We start from the raw sequence: 18,769 nt of genomic DNA on the forward strand, positions 1-18,769 counted from the left end.
CGCTGACCCGGCAGCCCGGCCGATCATCGCCACACATGAATTTAGCTGAAGGGCATACGCGGGGCCGCGAACCAGAGCGTTCGGGCCGCCGGTACTGGAGAAAGAAAGCATGAGCAACTGGTTGGTAGACAAGCTGATCCCTTCGATCATGCGTTCCGAGGTCAAGAAGAGCTCGGTCCCTGAAGGTCTGTGGCACAAATGCCCGTCCTGCGAGGCTGTGCTGTATCGTCCGGAGCTGGAAAAGACCCTGGACGTTTGCCCTAAGTGCAACCACCACATGCGCATCGGCGCACGTGCGCGCATCGACATCTTCCTGGACGCCGAAGGCCGTGCCGAACTGGGCGCTGACCTTGAGCCGGTTGACCGTCTGAAATTCCGCGACGGCAAAAAGTACAAGGATCGTCTGGTCGCTGCCCAGAAGCAGACCGGCGAGAAAGACGCACTGGTCTCCATGAGCGGCACCCTGTTGGGCATGCCTGTCGTGGTTTCGGCGTTCGAATTCAGCTTCATGGGCGGTTCCATGGGCGCCATCGTTGGTGAGCGCTTCGTGCGCGCTGCCAACTACGCACTGGAACACCGTTGCCCGATGATCTGCTTCTCCGCCTCCGGTGGTGCGCGGATGCAGGAAGCCCTGATCTCGCTGATGCAGATGGCCAAGACTTCGGCCGTGCTGGCGCGTCTGCGTGAAGAAGGCATTCCGTTCATCTCCGTGCTCACCGATCCGGTCTACGGCGGCGTTTCCGCCAGTCTGGCGATGCTGGGTGACGTGATCGTCGGCGAGCCTAAAGCCCTGATCGGCTTCGCCGGTCCGCGCGTGATCGAGCAGACCGTGCGTGAAAAACTGCCGGAAGGCTTCCAGCGCAGCGAGTTCCTGCTGGAGCACGGCGCCATCGACCTGATCATCGACCGTCGTGAGCTGCGTCCGCGTCTGGGCAACCTGCTGGCGCAACTGACCGGCAAGCCGACCCCGACCTTCGTTGCCGCGCCGATCGAACCGATCGTCGTTCCGCCGGTGCCTGCCAACGTATGACCGAGCGCACCCTTGGCGAGTGGCTCGCCTACCTTGAGCAGTTGCATCCATCGGCCATCGACATGGGGCTGGAGCGTTCGCAACAGGTAGCGTCCCGCATGGGACTGGGCCAGCCGGCGCCACGGGTGATTACGGTCACCGGCACCAACGGCAAGGGTTCGACCTGCGCTTTCGTGGCTTCATTGCTGCGGGCGCAGGGCTTGAACGTCGGTATCTACAATTCTCCGCACCTGCTGCGCTACAACGAGCGGGTGCAGCTCAATGGCGTCGAAGCCACTGACGCGCAGCTGTGCGAAGCCTTCGCGGCGGTCGAGGCGGGGCGCGGCGACACTTCCCTGACTTACTTCGAAATGGGCACCCTGGCGGCGTTCTGGCTGTTTCAACAGGCCGGGCTCGATGCGGTGGTGCTGGAAGTCGGGCTGGGCGGGCGTCTGGACACGGTCAACGTGGTGGATGCCGATATCGCGCTGGTCACCAGCATCGGTGTCGATCATGCCGATTACCTTGGCAACACTCGCGAATCCGTGGCCTTCGAGAAGGCCGGGATTTTCCGTCAGGGCAAACCTGCACTGTGCGGCGATCTGAATCCTCCGCAACCCCTGCTGGACAAGGCGCGCGAGCTTGCTTGTCCGTTTTTCCTGCGCGGGCGCGATTTCGATCTGGGTATCACGGATCAGTTCTGGCAATGGCGCGGTACCGATGCTGACGGTCAGGTCGTCGAGCTACGCGATTTGCCGCTGCTTGATCTGCCGATGGAAAACGCCGCGCTGGCGTTGCAGGCTTATCTGCTGCTCGGTTTGCCATGGGATGCCGGGCAGATTGTTGCGGCGTTGCAGGCGACTCGCGTGGTCGGTCGTCTTGATCGTCGTTCGTTCGAATGGAATGGCAAGCGCTTGAACCTGCTGCTGGACGTTGGCCATAACCCGCATGCGGCGGAGTATCTGGCGCGGCGTCTGGCTGCACGTCCGCCGGTCGGCAAGCGTCTGGCGGTATTCGGCCTGCTGGCGGACAAGGATCTGGACGGTGTCATCGGTGAATTGAACGTCAGCGTCCAGCATTGGGCGGTGGCGCCGCTGGATTCGCCGCGCGCGCGTCCGGTGGCTGAATTGAATGTTGCATTGCAGAACCTTGGCGCCTCGGTCACGTCTTATGGCAGCGTGGCGGCTGCGCTGGAAGGGCAGTGTGCAGTGGCCACCAGCGACGACGAGATCTTGCTGTTCGGATCATTTTATTGTGTCGCCGAGGCCCTCGAATGGCTGTCTCGGCGCTCCACGGAGGAAGCGGCAAATGGCTTTGCTGGATAAAGCGTACAAACAGCGCATGGTCGGTGCCCTGGTGCTGGTGGCGCTGGCGGTGATTTTCCTGCCGATGCTGTTTTCCCGTCAGGATGAGCAGCGTCAGGTGACCGTCGATGCGCCGGCCGCGCCTCAGGCGCCTGCCGTGGCGCAGATCCAGATGGAAACCGTGGCCGTGCCCGAGCCGCAGGTTCTGCCGCAAGAGCCAGTGCCGAGCGATGATGAAGTCGCCGAGCAGGTGGCACCAACGGCACCGATTGCTTCCGCCGCGCCAGCCCCGGCTCCGGCACCGGTCGCCAAACCGGTTTCACCGGCTCCCGCTCCCGTGGCCAAGCCAACCACGGCTCCGGCCCAGCCGATCGCTGCGCTGTCTGCCAAACCGGATACCACGCAAAGCCGCGTCGATGCCAATGGCTTGTCGGTGAGCTGGTCGGTGCAACTGGCCAGTCTGTCGAGTCGCGCCAGCGCCGAAAGCCTGCAGAAAACCCTGCGCAGCCAGGGCTACAACGCTTACATCCGTTCTGCCGATGGCAAGAACCGGGTGTTCGTCGGTCCGCTGATCGAGCGTGCCGAAGCCGATCGTCTGCGTGATCTGTTGAGCCGCCAGCAGAACCTCAAGGGGTTTGTGGTGCGCTTCCAGCCCGAACGCGGCTGATATCTATCACTTCGATAGAAATGCACTGAAAATCGCAGCTTACCGACAGCCATGCGCTCTGCTAAAATGCGCCGCCTTATCCGTCTGTAGGCTGCACTGTGCCATTTACCTGGGTTGACTGGGCGATCGTTGCAATCATCGCCATCTCCGCTTTGATCAGTTTGAGCCGCGGCTTCGTCAAGGAAGCATTATCGCTGGTGACCTGGATCATCGCAGGAGCCGTTGCCTGGATGTTCGGTGGCTCACTGTCCGAGTACCTCGCCGGATACATCGAAACACCGTCGGCTCGCGTGATCGCGGGCTGTGCCATCATGTTTGTCGCCACACTGATCGTGGGCGCAATGATCAATTATCTTATCGGCGAGTTGGTTCGCGTCACCGGGTTGTCCGGGACCGATCGATTCCTCGGCATGGCCTTCGGCGCTGCGCGTGGCGTGTTGCTGGTGGTCGTGGCGGTCGGGCTGTTGAGCCTGGGGCCGGTACAGCAGGACGGGTGGTGGAAAGAATCACAGCTCGTGCCAAAGTTTCTATTGGTCGCAGACTGGTCCAAGAACCTGATTCTCGGGTGGAGCAGTCAGTGGCTTGCCAGCGGAATCAGCGTACCCGCTGATATTCCGTTCAAGGAGCAACTCTTGCCGTCGGCCAAAACGCCTCAGTGAGTGTTGTTCAGTTCAGATCCATTAAGTAGGGGTTGCGTCGCATGTGTGGCATCGTCGGTATCGTCGGTAAGTCGAACGTCAATCAGGCGCTGTATGACGCGCTAACCGTGCTCCAGCACCGCGGCCAGGACGCTGCCGGTATCGTGACCAGCCATGATGGCCGGTTGTTCTTGCGCAAGGACAATGGCCTGGTGCGTGACGTGTTTCAACAGCGTCACATGCAGCGTCTGGTCGGCCACATGGGTATCGGCCACGTCCGTTACCCGACTGCCGGCAGCTCGACGTCGGCTGAGGCTCAGCCGTTCTACGTCAACTCGCCGTACGGCATCACCCTGGCGCACAACGGTAACCTGACCAACGTTGAACAGTTGGCCAAAGAGATCTACGAATCCGATCTGCGTCACGTCAACACCAGCTCCGATTCGGAAGTGTTGCTCAACGTGTTCGCGCACGAGCTGGCCCAGCGCGGCAAGCTGCAACCGACCGAAGAAGACGTGTTCGCTGCCGTGACCGACGTGCACAACCGTTGTGTCGGTGGTTACGCGGTCGTGGCGATGGTGACCGGTTACGGTATCGTCGGTTTCCGTGACCCGCACGGCATCCGCCCGATCGTGTTCGGCCAGCGTCACACCGACGAAGGCGTCGAGTACATGATCGCCTCCGAAAGTGTTTCGCTGGACGTGCTCGGCTTCACCCTGATTCGCGACCTGGCACCGGGTGAAGCGGTCTACATCACTGAAGACGGCAAGCTGCATACTCGTCAGTGCGCGACCAACCCGTCCCTGACCCCGTGCATCTTCGAACACGTCTACCTGGCGCGTCCGGATTCGATCATCGACGGCGTGTCGGTCTACAAGGCCCGTCTGCGCATGGGTGAGAAGCTGGCGGAGAAGATCCTGCGCGAGCGTCCAGAGCACGACATCGACGTGGTCATCCCGATTCCGGACACCAGCCGCACTGCGGCGCTGGAGCTGGCCAACCATCTGGGCGTGAAATTCCGCGAAGGCTTCGTCAAGAACCGTTACATCGGCCGTACCTTCATCATGCCCGGCCAGGCCGCACGCAAGAAATCGGTACGCCAGAAGCTCAACGCCATCGAGCTGGAATTCCGCGGCAAGAACGTGATGCTGGTGGACGACTCGATCGTTCGTGGCACCACCTGCAAGCAGATCATCCAGATGGCCCGTGAAGCCGGCGCGAAAAACGTCTACTTCTGCTCGGCGGCTCCGGCTGTACGCTTCCCGAACGTGTATGGCATCGACATGCCGAGCGCTCACGAGCTGATCGCACACAATCGTTCGACCCAGGACGTGGCTGACCTGATCGGCGCCGACTGGCTGATCTATCAGGACCTGCCTGACTTGATCGAAGCGGTCGGCGGCGGCAAGATCAAGATCGAAAACTTCGATTGCGCAGTGTTCGACGGCAAGTACGTCACCGGTGACGTCGACGAGGCTTACCTGAACAAGATCGAACAGGCACGCAATGATGCCTCGAAGGTCAAGACCCAGGCGGTCAGTGCGATCATCGATCTGTACAACAACTGAGTTTCAACCGGCCCTTAGGGGCCGGTTTTGTATCTGGCGAAAGACTTTTATTTATCGAGAACAGGGCAAGGAGTGACAGCATGAGTCAGGAATGGGATGCCGGTCGGCTGGACAGCGACCTCGAAGGCGTAGCGTTCGATACCCTGGCCGTACGTGCCGGTCAGCACCGTACGCCGGAAGGCGAGCACGGTGATCCGATGTTCTTCACTTCCAGCTACGTGTTCCGTACCGCCGCCGACGCGGCTGCGCGGTTTGCAGGGGAAGTACCGGGCAACGTTTACTCGCGTTACACCAATCCGACCGTGCGCGCGTTCGAAGAGCGCATCGCCGCGCTGGAAAGCGCCGAGCAAGCGGTGGCCACGGCCACTGGCATGGCCGCGATCATGGCGGTGGTGATGAGCCTGTGCAGTGCCGGTGATCATGTGCTGGTGTCGCGCAGCGTGTTCGGTTCGACCATCAGTCTGTTCGAGAAGTACTTCAAGCGTTTTGGTGTGGAAGTCGATTACGTGCCGCTGGCCGATCTGTCGGCCTGGGACGCAGCGATCAAGTCCAACACCAAATTGCTCTTTGTCGAGTCGCCGTCCAATCCGTTGGCTGAGCTGGTGGATATCACCGCGCTGTCGGAAATCGCGCACGCCAAGGGTGCGATGCTGGTGGTCGACAACTGCTTCTGCACGCCTGCCTTGCAGCAGCCGCTGAAGCTCGGTGCAGACATCGTCGTGCACTCGGCCACCAAATTCATCGATGGTCAGGGCCGTTGCATGGGTGGCGTGGTTGCCGGTCGCAGCGAGCAGATGAAAGAAATCGTCGGTTTCCTGCGTACCGCCGGGCCGACCCTGAGCCCGTTCAACGCCTGGATCTTCCTCAAGGGTCTGGAAACCTTGAATCTGCGGATGAAAGCGCACTGTGCCAATGCCCAGCAACTGGCCGAATGGCTGGAGCAGCAGGACGGTATCGAGAAGGTGCATTACGCCGGTCTCAAGAGCCATCCGCAGCACGAACTGGCTCAGCGTCAGCAGAAAGGCTTCGGTGCGGTGGTGAGTTTTGAGGTGAAGGGCGGCAAAGAGGGCGCCTGGCGCTTCATCGATGCGACCCGGCTGATCTCGATCACGGCCAACCTGGGTGACAGCAAAACCACTATCACGCACCCGAGCACCACATCCCACGGTCGCTTGGCGCCTCAGGAGCGTGAGGCCGCGGGCATTCGTGACAGTCTGATCCGTATCGCAGTTGGCCTGGAAGATGTCGCTGACCTGCAAGCCGACCTGTCGCGCGGTCTGGCGGCGTTGTGATCGAGTTGTCTACGCCAAAGATCGGCACCCATGGCCGCGTTGCATTGGTCACGGGTGCCGCGCGCGGGATCGGTCTGGGGATCGCAGCGTGGCTGATCAGCGAAGGCTGGCAGGTGGTGTTGACGGATCTGGATCGTGTCCGTGGTTCGAAAGTGGCGAAGGTGCTGGGCGAAAACGCCTGGTTCATCGCCATGGACGTGGCGGACGAAAGCCAGGTGGCGTTGGGTGTCGCTGAGGTGCTGGGGCAGTTCGGTCGTCTGGACGCGCTGGTGTGCAACGCTGCCGTGGCCGATCCGCACAACATCACGCTGGAAAGCCTCGATCTGGCTTACTGGAATCGGGTGCTGGCGGTGAACCTCGGTGGGCCGATGTTGCTGGCCAAGCACTGTGCGCCGTATCTGCGTGCGCACAACGGGGCGATCGTCAACCTGGCTTCGACCCGTGCGGCGCAGTCGGAGCCGGATACCGAAGCCTATGCGGCGAGCAAGGGCGGTTTGCTGGCGCTGACTCACGCACTGGCGATCAGCCTCGGGCCGGAGATTCGCGTCAATGCGGTCAGTCCGGGCTGGATCGATGCGCGGGATCCATCCGCCCGTCGCGCGGAGCCGCTGACCGACACCGATCATGCCCAGCATCCGGCGGGCAGGGTAGGGACGGTCGAGGATGTCGCGGCGATGGTGGCGTGGTTGCTGTCGAAGAATGCAGGGTTTGTGACGGGGCAGGAATTCGTGGTCGATGGCGGCATGACCAAGAAGATGATTTATACGGAATGAAGCAATTTCGTCTTTTTTAGAAAAACTTCAATCCTGCTATTGACTTAGGTTCGCTACCTGCGTAAATTTCGCGGCCTCGGAGATGCAAACGGGTGATTAGCTCAGCTGGGAGAGCGTCTGCCTTACAAGCAGAATGTCGGCGGTTCGATCCCGTCATCACCCACCACTCCCGAGATACTTGCGCAAGCAAGAGCGTAGGCTGAAAGTGCCTGCACCGACGCGCAGCGGTAGTTCAGTCGGTTAGAATACCGGCCTGTCACGCCGGGGGTCGCGGGTTCGAGTCCCGTCCGCTGCGCCATATTCAACGAGTCAGACACTGTCTGGTTCGCGATTGAAAAGCACCGAAGCTTTCAGTCAAACGAGTTACTTGAGCGTCAGCTCAAAGCGATACGCAGCGGTAGTTCAGTCGGTTAGAATACCGGCCTGTCACGCCGGGGGTCGCGGGTTCGAGTCCCGTCCGCTGCGCCATATCTGTTTCAAGGACCACTGAACGCCTTGAAACACCGAAAGCAACCTTTGGTTGATTCGGCATCGATAGCAAAGACCCTGGTCGAAAGACCGGGGTTTTTTGTGTCTGAAATTTGACCTTTCCCAAATTCCTCCTCTGAAATCCAGCGATGATCGTAAGCCGTGGCTCGTTCGATGCCGCCGGGCAATCTCTCCTGCGTCCATGGGTCGCTGCGATGCGATGCCGCATTGATTTTTGATTCTTTGGTCAAATTTTTGTAACTGGTTGTTTGCTGCGAGCGCAGAAACCTTTAAAGTTAACCTTTCGGTCAGCTTTGCACTGTCATCACGCCCTTTGTTTAGCCAAAAAGGGCTTCTGCAAGACTCGAGATTCCCAGTAGATAACCAGAAGGGCGGATCCATAACCGCCCAGAGGATGATCCATGTCCAACCGTGAAATATCCCGGCGCTCGTTCCTTCAGGGCGGGCTGGTGGCGGGTGTGAGCGTTACGCTCACGCCGCTCAGCAGTCAGGCGCTGGCTGCCTTGATGGAAAATAGCGTGACCGTGCCGTCCGAGCAGTGGCTCGGTAACAACGGCAAGGCGCGCCAGCGTAACGATGCCTTGTCCAAGGTCTGCGGCAGCAAGGTGTTTGCCCGCGACATCCGTTCCAAGGACATGCCGGGCTGGCCCCAGCAACAAGGCCACGCCATGTTGCTGAAAACCATCAAGGCCGACCGCATCTACGACGGCTACGACCTGTCGTGGCTCGCCGCCGATCTGCAGCCTGACCGCATTGTCACCGCGGCCGACCTGGACAAGGACGGTATTGTATTCCCGGAAGAGCACGCGCCGGATCCATTGCTGCCGGAAGGCAAAGTGCCGATGTTCATCGGCCACCCGGTGGCGATCCTGATCTGGAACGACTTCGAACGTTTCCGTCAGGCCAAGAGCAAACTCAAATTCAATGACAAAGCGATTCGTTACGGTGCGCAAGTACCGTTCTACGAAGGCGATCCCTATGGCAGTTTCCGCTACGTGCGCGTCGGTGGCCCGACGTCGGCGGACGAAGACGAGTTCGCCAGCCTCAAGGATTCGATCCTGTTCCCGATGCTGAAGAACCGTCGTCCGGTGTGGAATTCCCAGCCGAACCTGCACGGCAACCTGACCGAACGCGGCCTGTTCTACGCCGATCGCATGAAAAAAGAGATCGATAGCCCGCCGGACAACTGGCTGGTGTTTGACGAGCGCTACAAAACCCCGTCGATCGAACCTGCCGCGATGGAGCCGGACAACGGCAACGGCTGGTACGACCCTGCGACCAAGACCCTGCATTTCGTCGTCGCCACTCAGTGCCCGCTGGAAACCGCCACCGAGACCGCGAAGATGATCGGCCCGTCGCGTTTCGGTCTGGCCAACCTGAACATGCATCCGGGTTACACCGTCGGTTACGGTTCCAAGGACCACAACATTTTCGTTTACTACGCGGCCCTGGCGGCGTTGTACGGCGCGGGTGTGCCGATTCGCCTCGCCAACGATCGCTACGAGCAGTTCCAGAGCGGTATCAAGCGTCACCCATTCGACATCCGCTACCAGTTGGCAGTGGACAAGACCGATCAGAGCTTCAAGATTTTCCGTGCCGAGATGAGCGTCGATGGTGGCGGTCGGATCAACTACAGCCCGTCGGTGGCCGCCGTTGGCGCCACTGCCGCGCAGTCGATCTACTACATGCCGCAGAACGACCTGCAGGTCACTGCTTACCATTCCCGTGCAGTTGAAGCGGGTTCGATGCGTGGCTACGGCACGCTGCAGAGCATGGCCTCCACCGAAATGATGGTCGACGAAATCGCCGATCGCCTCGGTGTCGATGCTATCGATCTGCGCCGCAAGAACGCACTGCGCTCGGGGATGAAAAACACCCAGGGCGCGATCCCGGCCGGTGCTTTGCGCCTGCACGAGATTCTCGACAAAGCTTCGCTGCACGAAGTCTGGAAAAACCGCGACGCGATCAAGAAACAGCGCGAAGCGGCAGACCCGGACAACTGGTATGGCGTGGGTTTCGCCATTTGCCAGAAAGACTTCGGCACCGGTTCCGAAGCACCGATGGCCAGCATCGAGTTCACCGCTGACGGGCGCATTTCCCTGCGTCATATCGGCATCGAGATCGGCACCGGCATGTCCACCTCGCAAGCGTTGGTGGTGGCTGATTTCCTCGGCAGCGCGGCGCACGATGTGAAGACCGGCGAAACCGAGTGGGATGAGATGCAGCTGGTGACCGCCGGCAACCCTTACATCATGAGCCAGGCCGAGCAGGACAACTTCCTGCGCAATCCGCGCTGGGTCGGCAAGCTGGCTTCTGCCTCATCCGCGACCAACTCCGCCTATTACTTCAGCCACGCCACCCGTGAAGCGGCGCGCGTGCTGTTCAACCACGGTCTGTGGCCGGCGGCCCTGGAGATCTGGCGGCAGGGCCCGTACGGCGGCCAGGCCAACCCTTACGTGGTGCGTCGCGAAGATGCGCACTGGGTCGACGGCAAACTGACCGCCAACGGTATGCAGCCGCTGACCTTCGAAGAGCTGGCCAAGCGTGCTCACGAGCGCGGTCTGGTCACTGGCGCCACCGTTCACGGTTTCAACCGCTGGAGCTGGGCAGAAGCCGAATACAGCATCGACGGCGTGCGCGAGCGTCTGCCGCTCGACGGTTTGGCGGTGAAGTACGGTGACGGCGCCCCTAAGGCGAAGAAAGCGCAGATGACCAGCGCCGGTTTCCACCTGCTGGATCGGCAGAACATCGCCTATCCGGTGGTTCAGCTGAACAACGCCGCCGTGACCTACTACAGCCCGGTCGCAACGCTGGTCGAGTTGAAGGTCAACAAAGGTTCGGCAGAAGTCGAAGTGCTCAACCATCACTCGTGGCTGGAATGCGGCCGGGTGCTGGTTGAAGAACTGGTTCGTGGCCAACTCGAAGGCGGGATCGCCATGGGTATCGGTCACGCCTTGATGGAAGAGATGCCGCTGTACGAAGGCGGGCCGGGGGAGGGTGACTGGAACTTCAACCGTTATCGCCTGCCGATGGCGCGGCATGTGGCGGTGTGGAAGCAGACGTCGGAAATCCTGCCGCCGCTGTCCCCGAGCGACCCGTCCAAAGGCATCGCCGAAGTGGTGATGATCCCGGTGGTTGGTGCCATCGGTAACGCCGTGGCGCACGCCATCGGTAAACGTGTTCGCGATCTGCCAATCACTGCTGCGCGCATCAAGGAGGCCCTCAATGGCTAACCGTCCGCTTCAACTGACCCTCAACGGTCAATCCGTCGGCCCGGTGGACATCCCTGATGACCTGCCGATGATCGATTACCTGCACGAATACAAGAACCTCACCGGTTCGCGCCTGGGCTGCGGTCAGGGCATCTGCCACGCCTGCGTGGTGATCGTCGATAACCCGGACGGCACCAGCGAAGAAGTGCGTACCTGCATCACCGGCGCGCATTACTTCGAGGGCAAGAAAGTCCGCACCATCGAAGGCCACGCCAAGCGTGACGAGCAAGGCCAGGTCACCGAGCTGAACCCGATCCAGCAGCGTTTCGTCGACGAATTCGCCTTCCAGTGCAGCTATTGCGCGCCGGGCTTCGTCAACGCCGCGACCGTGCTGGTGGAAAAGCTGCAACGCCAGCCAATCGTCAAAAGCAAACTGGAACAAGTCATCGAGGACAGCCTCGGCCATCACGTCTGCCGTTGCACCGGTTACGTGCGTTACTACAACGCCACCCGCAACGTGCTGACCGATCTCGGCCTGGTCAAGGAGGGTTGAGCATGAAGCAATTACTCACCCGCCTGACCCTGGCGGTCGGGCTGGCTGCGCCTGTGTTGGCGGTGCACGCGGATGATCAGGTCAAGCGAGGCGAATACCTCGCCCGTGCGGCTGATTGCATGGCGTGCCACACGGCGCCCGGCGGCGCGCCATTTGCCGGCGGCCTGCCGATCGTGTCGCCGTTCGGCACGATCTACGGCACCAACATCACTCCAAGCAAAGAGCACGGCATCGGTTTGTACAACGACGACGAGTTTTTCGCTGCGCTGACTGAAGGCAAGCGTCGTGACGGCGCGAACCTCTATCCGGCGATGCCGTACACCTCGTATCACTTGATGCCGCGTGCGGATTCGGATGCGATTCACGCGTACCTGAAAACCATCGAGCCGATCGAGCGCGCCGCACCGGTGACAAGCCTGAGCTTCCCGTTCAACGTGCGTCTGGGCCTGATGGGCTGGAACATGTTGTATGGCAAGGATGTGAAGCTGGAACCAGCCGAAGGCAAAAGCGAAGCCTGGAAGCGCGGCCAATACATGGTTGACGTCCTCGGTCACTGCGGCGAATGCCACACCCCGCGCGGCTTGCCCGGCGCGATGCAGCAAGACAAACGCCTGACCGGCGGCATCCTCAACGGTTACCTGGCGCCGAGCCTGCTGGCAACGGATCTGGCGGCGCGCGGCTGGAACCATCAGGATCTGAGCACGTTCCTCAAGCATGGCATGAGCGCCCAAGGGACGATGTTCAACGAGATGTTCCCGGTGTTCCACAACAGCACCCAGGGTCTGAATGATCCGGATCTGGCGGCGATGGCGACTTTCCTGCTGGGCGACAAGCCTCCGGCGGCGAAAGAACTGACCGACGTGCCTGTGGAAAAACTCGCTGCCAGCGCTCAACGCGGCCGTCAGGAATACTTGAACGTCTGCGCCGGCTGTCATGCGGCCGGTGGCGAAGGCAAGCCGCACATCGCGGTGGCCATGCGTGGCAACACCACGTTGCGTCTGGAAGATCCGCGCAACCTGTTGCGAGTGATCGAGGATGGTATCGGCGAACAGAAATTCGCCGGGTTCGAACACATGCAGCCGATGCCGGGGTTTGCCGACAAGCTCAGTGCCGAACAACTGACCGATCTGCTGAACTACCTGCGTCAGGGCTGGGGTGGTCAGTCGGCCGAGCTGGCGGTCGGCGATGTGCAGAAGCTTCAGGCCGACGCCCCGTCCATCGAGCACAAGGCGCACTGATCATGCAGCATCTCGATCTGCAGGTTGTGCGGCGGGCGCTGGAGTGGTCGACGGCGGGGCAGCGCATCTGGCTTTGCACCGTGCTGACCACCTACGGCTCGGCACCGCGCGCGCCGGGTTCGCTGCTGGCGGTGAACGACGGCGGACAGTGGATCGGGTCGCTGTCTGGTGGTTGTGTCGAGGAAGACTTTCTCGAGCGCGTCGCCGAAGGTGCGTTTCTCGAAGCGATCAATGTGGTGCGTTATGGCGAAGGTGACGATCCGCGTTCGCGTGTCAGCCTGCCCTGTGGCGGCATTCTTGATGTGCTGGTAGAGAAATTTGACGCCGGCTGCGATGTGCAGGCGCACTTGCGTGAGCTCGAATCGGCGTTGCTGGGTCAGCGCCGGTTGATTCGCGAGGTCGATCTGGCCACAGGCGCGCGCAGTCTGTTTACCGATCGTGAACAGGGTGCGCGAATCGAGCGTGAAATCGACCGGGTCCGGATCCGTATCGGGGCTGCCCAGCGTTTACTGCTGGCCGGCTACTCCAGCGTGGCGCAGGCGTGCGCGGAGTTCGCGGTCGGTCTCGGCTTCGAAGTGATTCTGTGCGATCCACGCGATGAGGTGCTGGAAGGCGTGGTGCTCAACGGCGTGGAAATCCGCCGGCAACTGCCGTCGGTGTTCATTGCCGATGGCGGTTGCCATCGCGACACGGCGGTGGTGGCGCTGACTCACGATCCGCGCATCGACGATCTGGCGATGATGGAGGCCGTTCGCACCGAGGCTTTTTACATCGGTGTGATGGGCTCGCAGCAGACATCGCAAAAACGCTTCGAGCGCTTGCGTCGGATTGGCGGTCTGGGTGAGGGCGAGCTGGCGCGGATTCATGCGCCGATAGGCCTCAACCTGGGCAGCAAGACGCCGGCGGAAATCGCTTTGGCGGTGCTCGCGGATATTCTGCGGATTCGCAGCGGGATTGCGCGGGATCAGTTGTGATTTTTGCTGGATGTAAAAAGGGCCGCTGTTCAGCGGCCCTTTTTTATGCGCGTCAGAAACCGAGCTTGTCGCGCAATCCGTAGTACCACGCGCCCAGTGCGGCAAACGGTGTGCGCAGCAGTTGCCCGCCGGGGAACGGGTAGTGCGGCAGGTCGGCAAACGCATCGAAGCGCTCGGCTTGTCCGCGCAGTGCCTCGGCCAGTACCTTGCCGGCCAGGTGCGTGTAAGTCACGCCGTGGCCACTGCAGCCTTGGGAGTAATAGATGTTATCGCCCAGACGCCCAACCTGAGGAAGGCGCGACAGGGTCAGCAGGAAATTGCCGGTCCAGGCGTAGTCGATCTTCACGTCCTTGAGTTGCGGAAAGGCCTTGAGCATTTTCGGGCGGATGATCGCTTCGATATTTGCCGGATCCCGCGCGCCATACACCACGCCGCCGCCGAAGATCAGACGCTTGTCGCCGGTGAGGCGGTAGTAGTCGAGCAGGTAATTGCAGTCTTCGACGCAATAGTCCTGCGGCAGCAGAGATTTTGCCAGTTCATCGCCGAGAGGTTCGGTAGTGATGACCTGAGTGCCGCACGGCATTGATTTGGCTGCCAGTTCCGGCACCAGATTGCCGAGGTAGGCGTTGCCGGCGACGATGATGAATTTGGCTCGGACCTTGCCCTGCGGTGTATGCACAACCGGATTGGCGCCGCGTTCGATGCGCACGGCCGGCGACTGTTCGTAGATCGTCCCGCCCAGGGATTCCACGGCAGCGGCTTCGCCCAATGCCAGGTTAAGCGGGTGGATGTGACCGCCGCTCATGTCGAGCATGCCGCCGACGTATTGATCGCAGGCGACCACTTCGCGGATGCGGCGCTGATCGAGCAGTTCCAGCTGTGTGTGGCCGAAGCGTTCCCACAAGCGTTTTTGCGATTCCAGGTGGCCCATCTGTTTGGCGGTAAGGGCGGCGAATACGCCGCCGTCCTTGAGGTCGCACTGGATGTTGTATTTGCTGACGCGCTCACGAATGATCCGGCCGCCTTCGAACGCCATCTGCCCCAGCAGTTGTGCCTGTTTCGGGCCGACGCTACGTTCGATCACGTCGATGTCACGGCTGTAGCTGTTGACTATCTGCCCGCCATTGCGTCCCGAAGCGCCGAAGCCAACCTTGGCGGCTTCCAGCACGGTCACGCGAAAACCGTTTTCCAGCAGGAACAGCGCCGAGGAAAGTCCCGTATAACCAGCGCCGATCACACAGACATCCGTCTCCACGTCATCCTGCAGGGCAGGGCGTGGTGGTACGGCGTTGGCCGACGCAGCGTAATAAGACTCTGGGTAAGGGGTGTTCGCCATCCTGCAGCCTCTGTTTAATATATTTTACGAGTGCAGCGATCCTACCCCAGTTGAAAAACCTCCGCCAGCCACCGGGAAATCTTCTTGCGGCGGGTCGAAATTAAATATTTTGCATATTCATAGGGTTAGGTGAAAAAAAGGTGTTGACACCCCTCCGGAATTCCGTAGAATGCCGCCTCACAGCAGGCACGTAGCTCAGTTGGTTAGAGCACCACCTTGACATGGTGGGGGTCGTTGGTTCGAGTCCAATCGCGCCTACCAAACAAAATCCGCTCTGCTGGGCGGTCTGGAAGGGCTCACCGAAAGGTGAGCCCTTTTTTGTTGTCTGTGATTTGCAAAACCCTCGCAAGCACTGGTCGCTAAACTTCCGCGCTGCCTGCGGCAGCTACACTTCGGCACATTTGCAGGGGTGTATTCATGAGTCGTCAATTCAGGCGCGCCGGTCCAGGCGATATCGAAAGCCTGTTGAAGATTGATCCTGTCGCTGAAAAAGATAGCTGCCGTCGTGAGTACATCGTGAGGGCTGTGCGGGCGGAGGAGTGCTGGATTGTTTGCGAGACGGACGATCCTGGCGTTCCTCTCGGCTATGGATGTCTGGATCGAAGTTTTTTTGGAGAGTGGTTCATACCTCTCGTGGTCGTCTCCAGTGCGAACAGGCGTTCCGGTGTGGGGCGGCAGATCGTGAGTGGTCTGGAGCATCATGCTTGTGCAGAAAAGATCTTCACGTCGACCAATACGTCCAACTTACCGATGCGACAGCTGCTGACCAATCTTGGATATCAGCACAGCGGCATGGTGGAGAACCTTGATCCGGGGGATCCCGAGTTCATTTTTGTAAAGTTTTTGAGCCAGATGCGCATTGATCGCGATGGATTTTGATCCATTCGTCGTCAACCGTCGCTAGCGCCCTTTTAAATAGTGTGGATATTTAAGGGGTTATGGATTTTATTAACCATCCGGTTATCAAAAATACGTTGTTACATACTGGAAAAATCAGTAATATCCGCCCCGCGTTCACCACCACGGTTTATGCATTTTTAAATCCCAAGCTTCCATCAGCTGCTTGGGATTTTTTTTGCCCGCGATTTACCCTTTCATAACCTCCGCCCAGTCTTTCGTCTCGCCGGCTTCTGTTTCCCGGGAGGGTGACAGGCAAGCCCACATTTTTTCGACTACTACTGTTTGGCTGATTTCAACTCTGCCGGACAGGAGTTCATCGATGCTGGTTCATTGGTTTCTTGCAGCGATTCATTTACTGGCGTTTGCCACAGGCTTCTGGGCGGTGTTGACGCGTGGGACGGCCTTCAGTCGCCTGGCGTCCGGCTCCGGTGAGGTCGGACGCGTATTGCTTGCCGACAATCTATGGGGGCTTTCGGCGCTGGTGTTGCTCATCACCGGCGGCATGCGCGCCTTCGGAGGTTATGAGAAGGGAGCCGACTACTACCTGCACCAGCCGCTGTTCCATCTGAAGATGACCCTGTTTGTGCTGATTCTGCTTCTGGAACTCGTGCCGATGATCACGCTGATCAAGTGGCGCGTGGCCAAGGCACGTGGTGTTGTCCCTGACATGGGGCGTGCAAAGGTGTTCGCGCGGATCAGTCATGCCGAAGCGCTGCTGTTGATATTGATGGTCGTGGCGGCCACCGGGATGGCGCGTGGCGTTACATTCGGCTAGGCGGGCGAGATTCCCAGCCGCTATTCGGAAACGTCCGACAGCCAGCCCATTGAATGGCGGTTAGTATCGGTTGCGAGAAGGGTTGAGGCAGGGAGGGGCGTGGCACGCGCCGTCACCAAGGAGGTGGGGGAATGGCAATACGGCGCTTGAATCTTTAGCCAGTCATTGCGCGCAGGCAAACGAACTGGCTACTGACTGCGGCAGGGCTCAGGGCGTTTGTGGCTTGTCCGGAGCGGTCAGGCCAGCCTGGATGCGCTGGTAGATCTCTTCCCGATGCACTGCAACGTTCTTCGGAGCATTGATGCCGATTCGAACTTGCTGGCCGCTGACGCCGAGAATGGTGATCGTGATGTCATCACCAATGTTTATGCTTTCACCGACTTTGCGGGTGAGTATCAGCATGGTCTTCTCCTTGATTGCTTTGTAGGGCACCTGATTCAGACAGTGCAGAGGTCGGTGTACGTATAGATTAGTGCGAAGTCTTACAGTTTGGGTGCCTCTTTCTGACGCGCAGCAGCGGCATTAATTCCCAGCGCGTAACTATACAGGGGCCGCCAGCATCAATCTCGTAGTTTTGTGTCGCATTTTGCGGACCTTCGAAAGGATTCTCGAGTGTTAAGATCGCCGCTTTGAAAATTCAGAGGGAAGTGTTGTGCGCAAATTGGTCTGGGTGGTCGCGGCACTGGCATTGGCAGGATGTGGCGAAGGCAAGAGTGTGGATGCGCAAAAGCCGAAACCGGCGGTGGTAACGGCGCCTGCTGCGGTCGGCCCTCAGTGGGATCTCGAAGTGCGCGGTGAAACCCCTCAGGCCGTCAGCGACCTCAGTGGCTGGTTGATCGAGCATGCCTTTGTGGCCAGCGTCGTCAAGGACGCCAGCGGCAAGACCCGCATCCTGCTCGGTCCTTTCAATTCGAAAGCTGACGCCGAGGCTCGCCAGGCGGATGTGAATGCAGCGCTGATCAAGGCGAAGAAGCAGAACATCGAGACGCTGGTGATCGAGCGCATGCCTGCGCAATAAGCGATCCATTTGGCGGAGCTGACTAAAGGGTGTCCAGTGTGATTCGTTTTTCAAGGAATCACTGAAGAGACCCAGAAGGAGCTCCGCATGGCCTCCGCCAACCCTTACAAGTTGTTCGACGTTGTTTTGCGTCACAAGCATCAGTTGAGCCCGCATCTCATGCGGATCACACTTGCCGGTCCGGCAGTCACCGAAATGGCGACCTGGGCGCCGGATCAGCGAGTGAAGCTCTTTTTTCCTGCGGCTGATGGTTCACCTGCCAGGCTTTCTCAAGGGGAGGGCTGGTACGCTCGTTTTCGCTCGATGCTGGTCAATCGCCGTCCGGCGATGCGCACTTACACCATCCGTCATTTGCGCGCTGAGTCAGGTGAAGTCGATATCGATTTCGTCTTGCACGGCGAAACGGGTCCTGCCTCCCGTTGGGCGTTGCGCGCGCAGCCTGGCGAGTCGATGCAGATTCTTGCGCCTGACAGTCGATTCTCGGCGCAAGAGACAGGGGGATTTGAGTGGAAGCCACCGCAAGCGCTCAAGCAACTTCTGCTGGTCGCCGATGCGACGGCCTTGCCGGCCGCCATGGGTATTCTGGAAGAGCTGGCGGCTCTGGCTGAGCCGCCGCAGACCCAGGCGTTTTTTGAAGTCGACAGTCGTGAGGACATGTTGGAGGTTCCTGACTGGCCCGGGCTTTCGGTGCAATGGCTGATCCGCGATCACGCGACCGCTGGCACGTTGATGGTGGAAGCCGTGCGGCAGGCGACGTTGCCTGTCGATGCATCGCCGGTTGGGCAAGCGGTCGAGCTGGCGGATGTCGACATCGAAGAAGAGATACTGTGGGAGATCGCCGATACGGCCAGCGAAGGGTTCTATGGCTGGATCGCTGGAGAATCTGCCGCTGTCATGAGCCTGCGCAAATACCTGATCAAGGAGCGTGGCATCCCTCGTGAATCACTCAATCTGATGGGCTACTGGCGTTACAACAAGTCTGGCGGTTGAGCACAAAAAAAGGCCTTGAGTTTATCGCTCAAG

17 protein-coding genes and 4 tRNA genes are annotated in these 18,769 nt (G+C 60.1%); 19 read left to right on the forward strand and 2 right to left on the reverse strand.

Features of this window, described 5'->3' with window-relative positions; genetic code table 11:
• Positions 1–109 precede the first annotated feature (109 nt).
• The 14 genes from accD to IHQ43_RS09975 all read left to right on the forward strand — a co-directional run bounded on the left by accD (position 110) and on the right by IHQ43_RS09975 (position 13,717).
• On the forward strand, positions 110–1,030 hold the full coding sequence (gene accD / locus IHQ43_RS09910) for an acetyl-CoA carboxylase, carboxyltransferase subunit beta (protein WP_192564192.1): 921 nt from the start codon (positions 110–112) through the stop codon (positions 1,028–1,030).
• A complete protein-coding gene (gene folC, locus IHQ43_RS09915; protein WP_192564193.1) occupies positions 1,027–2,334 on the forward strand; it encodes a bifunctional tetrahydrofolate synthase/dihydrofolate synthase in 1,308 nt (435 codons plus the stop codon). Before accD ends, folC begins: the two co-directional genes overlap by 4 nt.
• Positions 2,318–2,980 carry an SPOR domain-containing protein gene (locus IHQ43_RS09920; protein WP_192564194.1) on the forward strand — a complete coding sequence of 221 codons (663 nt, stop codon included), beginning with the start codon at positions 2,318–2,320 and terminating at the stop codon, positions 2,978–2,980. Before folC ends, IHQ43_RS09920 begins: the two co-directional genes overlap by 17 nt.
• A 98-nt stretch (positions 2,981–3,078) precedes the next feature.
• Complete coding sequence (locus tag IHQ43_RS09925) at positions 3,079–3,639, forward strand: CvpA family protein (protein WP_039771589.1); 561 nt, start codon at positions 3,079–3,081, stop codon at positions 3,637–3,639.
• A 41-nt stretch (positions 3,640–3,680) separates the two neighbouring features.
• Positions 3,681–5,186 (forward strand): amidophosphoribosyltransferase, encoded by a 1,506-nt coding sequence (gene purF / locus IHQ43_RS09930; protein ID WP_007956466.1) that lies wholly within the window; start codon positions 3,681–3,683, stop codon positions 5,184–5,186.
• 80 nt (positions 5,187–5,266) lie between these two features.
• Positions 5,267–6,478: an O-succinylhomoserine sulfhydrylase gene (locus IHQ43_RS09935; RefSeq protein ID WP_064594841.1), complete on the forward strand. Its 1,212-nt coding sequence runs from the start codon at positions 5,267–5,269 to the stop codon at positions 6,476–6,478.
• A complete protein-coding gene (locus IHQ43_RS09940) occupies positions 6,475–7,251 on the forward strand; it encodes an SDR family oxidoreductase (RefSeq protein WP_041475192.1) in 777 nt (258 codons plus the stop codon). The genes IHQ43_RS09935 and IHQ43_RS09940 overlap by 4 nt, the downstream gene beginning before the upstream one ends.
• A 90-nt stretch (positions 7,252–7,341) precedes the next feature.
• Positions 7,342–7,417 (forward strand) — tRNA-Val (locus IHQ43_RS09945).
• A gap of 55 nt (positions 7,418–7,472) precedes the next feature.
• A tRNA-Asp gene (locus tag IHQ43_RS09950) sits at positions 7,473–7,549 on the forward strand.
• A 93-nt stretch (positions 7,550–7,642) separates the two neighbouring features.
• A tRNA-Asp gene (locus IHQ43_RS09955) sits at positions 7,643–7,719 on the forward strand.
• A gap of 422 nt (positions 7,720–8,141) precedes the next feature.
• The gene (locus tag IHQ43_RS09960) at positions 8,142–10,973 is read left to right on the forward strand and encodes a xanthine dehydrogenase family protein molybdopterin-binding subunit (protein ID WP_192564195.1); all 2,832 of its coding nucleotides are present in this window, start codon (positions 8,142–8,144) and stop codon (positions 10,971–10,973) included.
• Positions 10,966–11,505 carry a (2Fe-2S)-binding protein gene (locus tag IHQ43_RS09965; protein WP_007956473.1) on the forward strand — a complete coding sequence of 180 codons (540 nt, stop codon included), beginning with the start codon at positions 10,966–10,968 and terminating at the stop codon, positions 11,503–11,505. The genes IHQ43_RS09960 and IHQ43_RS09965 overlap by 8 nt, the downstream gene beginning before the upstream one ends.
• Positions 11,506–11,507: 2 nt before the next feature.
• Complete coding sequence (locus IHQ43_RS09970; RefSeq protein WP_192564196.1) at positions 11,508–12,743, forward strand: c-type cytochrome; 1,236 nt, start codon at positions 11,508–11,510, stop codon at positions 12,741–12,743.
• A gap of 2 nt (positions 12,744–12,745) precedes the next feature.
• Complete coding sequence (locus IHQ43_RS09975; RefSeq protein ID WP_192564197.1) at positions 12,746–13,717, forward strand: XdhC family protein; 972 nt, start codon at positions 12,746–12,748, stop codon at positions 13,715–13,717.
• A gap of 52 nt (positions 13,718–13,769) precedes the next feature.
• On the opposite strand, the gene IHQ43_RS09980 is transcribed toward IHQ43_RS09975, so the two are convergent.
• Complete coding sequence (locus tag IHQ43_RS09980) at positions 13,770–15,053, reverse strand: NAD(P)/FAD-dependent oxidoreductase (protein ID WP_074687695.1); 1,284 nt, start codon at positions 15,051–15,053, stop codon at positions 13,770–13,772.
• Between the two features lie 184 nt (positions 15,054–15,237).
• On the opposite strand from IHQ43_RS09980, the gene IHQ43_RS09985 reads away from it, so the two are divergent.
• From IHQ43_RS09985 to IHQ43_RS09995, 3 genes are all read left to right on the forward strand, one after another.
• A tRNA-Val gene (locus tag IHQ43_RS09985) sits at positions 15,238–15,314 on the forward strand.
• Between the two features lie 156 nt (positions 15,315–15,470).
• The gene (locus IHQ43_RS09990; protein WP_192564198.1) at positions 15,471–15,932 is read left to right on the forward strand and encodes a GNAT family N-acetyltransferase; all 462 of its coding nucleotides are present in this window, start codon (positions 15,471–15,473) and stop codon (positions 15,930–15,932) included.
• A gap of 340 nt (positions 15,933–16,272) precedes the next feature.
• A complete protein-coding gene (locus IHQ43_RS09995) occupies positions 16,273–16,728 on the forward strand; it encodes a DUF2214 family protein (RefSeq protein WP_192564199.1) in 456 nt (151 codons plus the stop codon).
• A 207-nt stretch (positions 16,729–16,935) separates the two neighbouring features.
• Here the strand turns inward: IHQ43_RS09995 and csrA are convergent, their stop codons facing one another.
• On the reverse strand, positions 16,936–17,130 hold the full coding sequence (gene csrA / locus IHQ43_RS10000; RefSeq protein WP_003179932.1) for a carbon storage regulator CsrA: 195 nt from the start codon (positions 17,128–17,130) through the stop codon (positions 16,936–16,938).
• A 250-nt stretch (positions 17,131–17,380) separates the two neighbouring features.
• Here csrA and IHQ43_RS10005 point away from each other — a divergent pair, with 250 nt between their 5' ends.
• Positions 17,381–17,746, forward strand: a complete 366-nt coding sequence (locus IHQ43_RS10005; protein WP_192564200.1) for an SPOR domain-containing protein — start codon at positions 17,381–17,383, stop codon at positions 17,744–17,746.
• An 87-nt stretch (positions 17,747–17,833) separates the two neighbouring features.
• On the forward strand, positions 17,834–18,736 hold the full coding sequence (locus IHQ43_RS10010) for a siderophore-interacting protein (RefSeq protein WP_192564201.1): 903 nt from the start codon (positions 17,834–17,836) through the stop codon (positions 18,734–18,736).
• The last annotated feature ends 33 nt before the right edge of the window (positions 18,737–18,769 follow it).

This window comes from Pseudomonas gozinkensis (genome assembly GCF_014863585.1).
Lineage (GTDB): Bacteria > Pseudomonadota > Gammaproteobacteria > Pseudomonadales > Pseudomonadaceae > Aquipseudomonas > Aquipseudomonas gozinkensis.

What these genes read in the sequence shown, in the direction of transcription:
- IHQ43_RS09970 (WP_192564196.1), top strand. Translation starts at nt 11,508, where the DNA reads ATGAAGCAATTACTCACCCGCCTGACCCTGGCGGTCGGGCTGGCTGCG.
- IHQ43_RS09935 (WP_064594841.1), top strand. Translation starts at nt 5,267, where the DNA reads ATGAGTCAGGAATGGGATGCCGGTCGGCTGGACAGCGACCTCGAAGGC.
- folC (WP_192564193.1), top strand. Translation starts at nt 1,027, where the DNA reads ATGACCGAGCGCACCCTTGGCGAGTGGCTCGCCTACCTTGAGCAGTTG.
- csrA (WP_003179932.1), bottom strand. Translation starts at nt 17,130, where the DNA reads ATGCTGATACTCACCCGCAAAGTCGGTGAAAGCATAAACATTGGTGAT.
- IHQ43_RS09960 (WP_192564195.1), top strand. Translation starts at nt 8,142, where the DNA reads ATGTCCAACCGTGAAATATCCCGGCGCTCGTTCCTTCAGGGCGGGCTG.
- IHQ43_RS09920 (WP_192564194.1), top strand. Translation starts at nt 2,318, where the DNA reads ATGGCTTTGCTGGATAAAGCGTACAAACAGCGCATGGTCGGTGCCCTG.
- IHQ43_RS09980 (WP_074687695.1), bottom strand. Translation starts at nt 15,053, where the DNA reads ATGGCGAACACCCCTTACCCAGAGTCTTATTACGCTGCGTCGGCCAAC.
- IHQ43_RS09995 (WP_192564199.1), top strand. Translation starts at nt 16,273, where the DNA reads ATGCTGGTTCATTGGTTTCTTGCAGCGATTCATTTACTGGCGTTTGCC.
- purF (WP_007956466.1), top strand. Translation starts at nt 3,681, where the DNA reads ATGTGTGGCATCGTCGGTATCGTCGGTAAGTCGAACGTCAATCAGGCG.
- IHQ43_RS09975 (WP_192564197.1), top strand. Translation starts at nt 12,746, where the DNA reads ATGCAGCATCTCGATCTGCAGGTTGTGCGGCGGGCGCTGGAGTGGTCG.
- IHQ43_RS09990 (WP_192564198.1), top strand. Translation starts at nt 15,471, where the DNA reads ATGAGTCGTCAATTCAGGCGCGCCGGTCCAGGCGATATCGAAAGCCTG.
- IHQ43_RS10010 (WP_192564201.1), top strand. Translation starts at nt 17,834, where the DNA reads ATGGCCTCCGCCAACCCTTACAAGTTGTTCGACGTTGTTTTGCGTCAC.
- IHQ43_RS09965 (WP_007956473.1), top strand. Translation starts at nt 10,966, where the DNA reads ATGGCTAACCGTCCGCTTCAACTGACCCTCAACGGTCAATCCGTCGGC.
- accD (WP_192564192.1), top strand. Translation starts at nt 110, where the DNA reads ATGAGCAACTGGTTGGTAGACAAGCTGATCCCTTCGATCATGCGTTCC.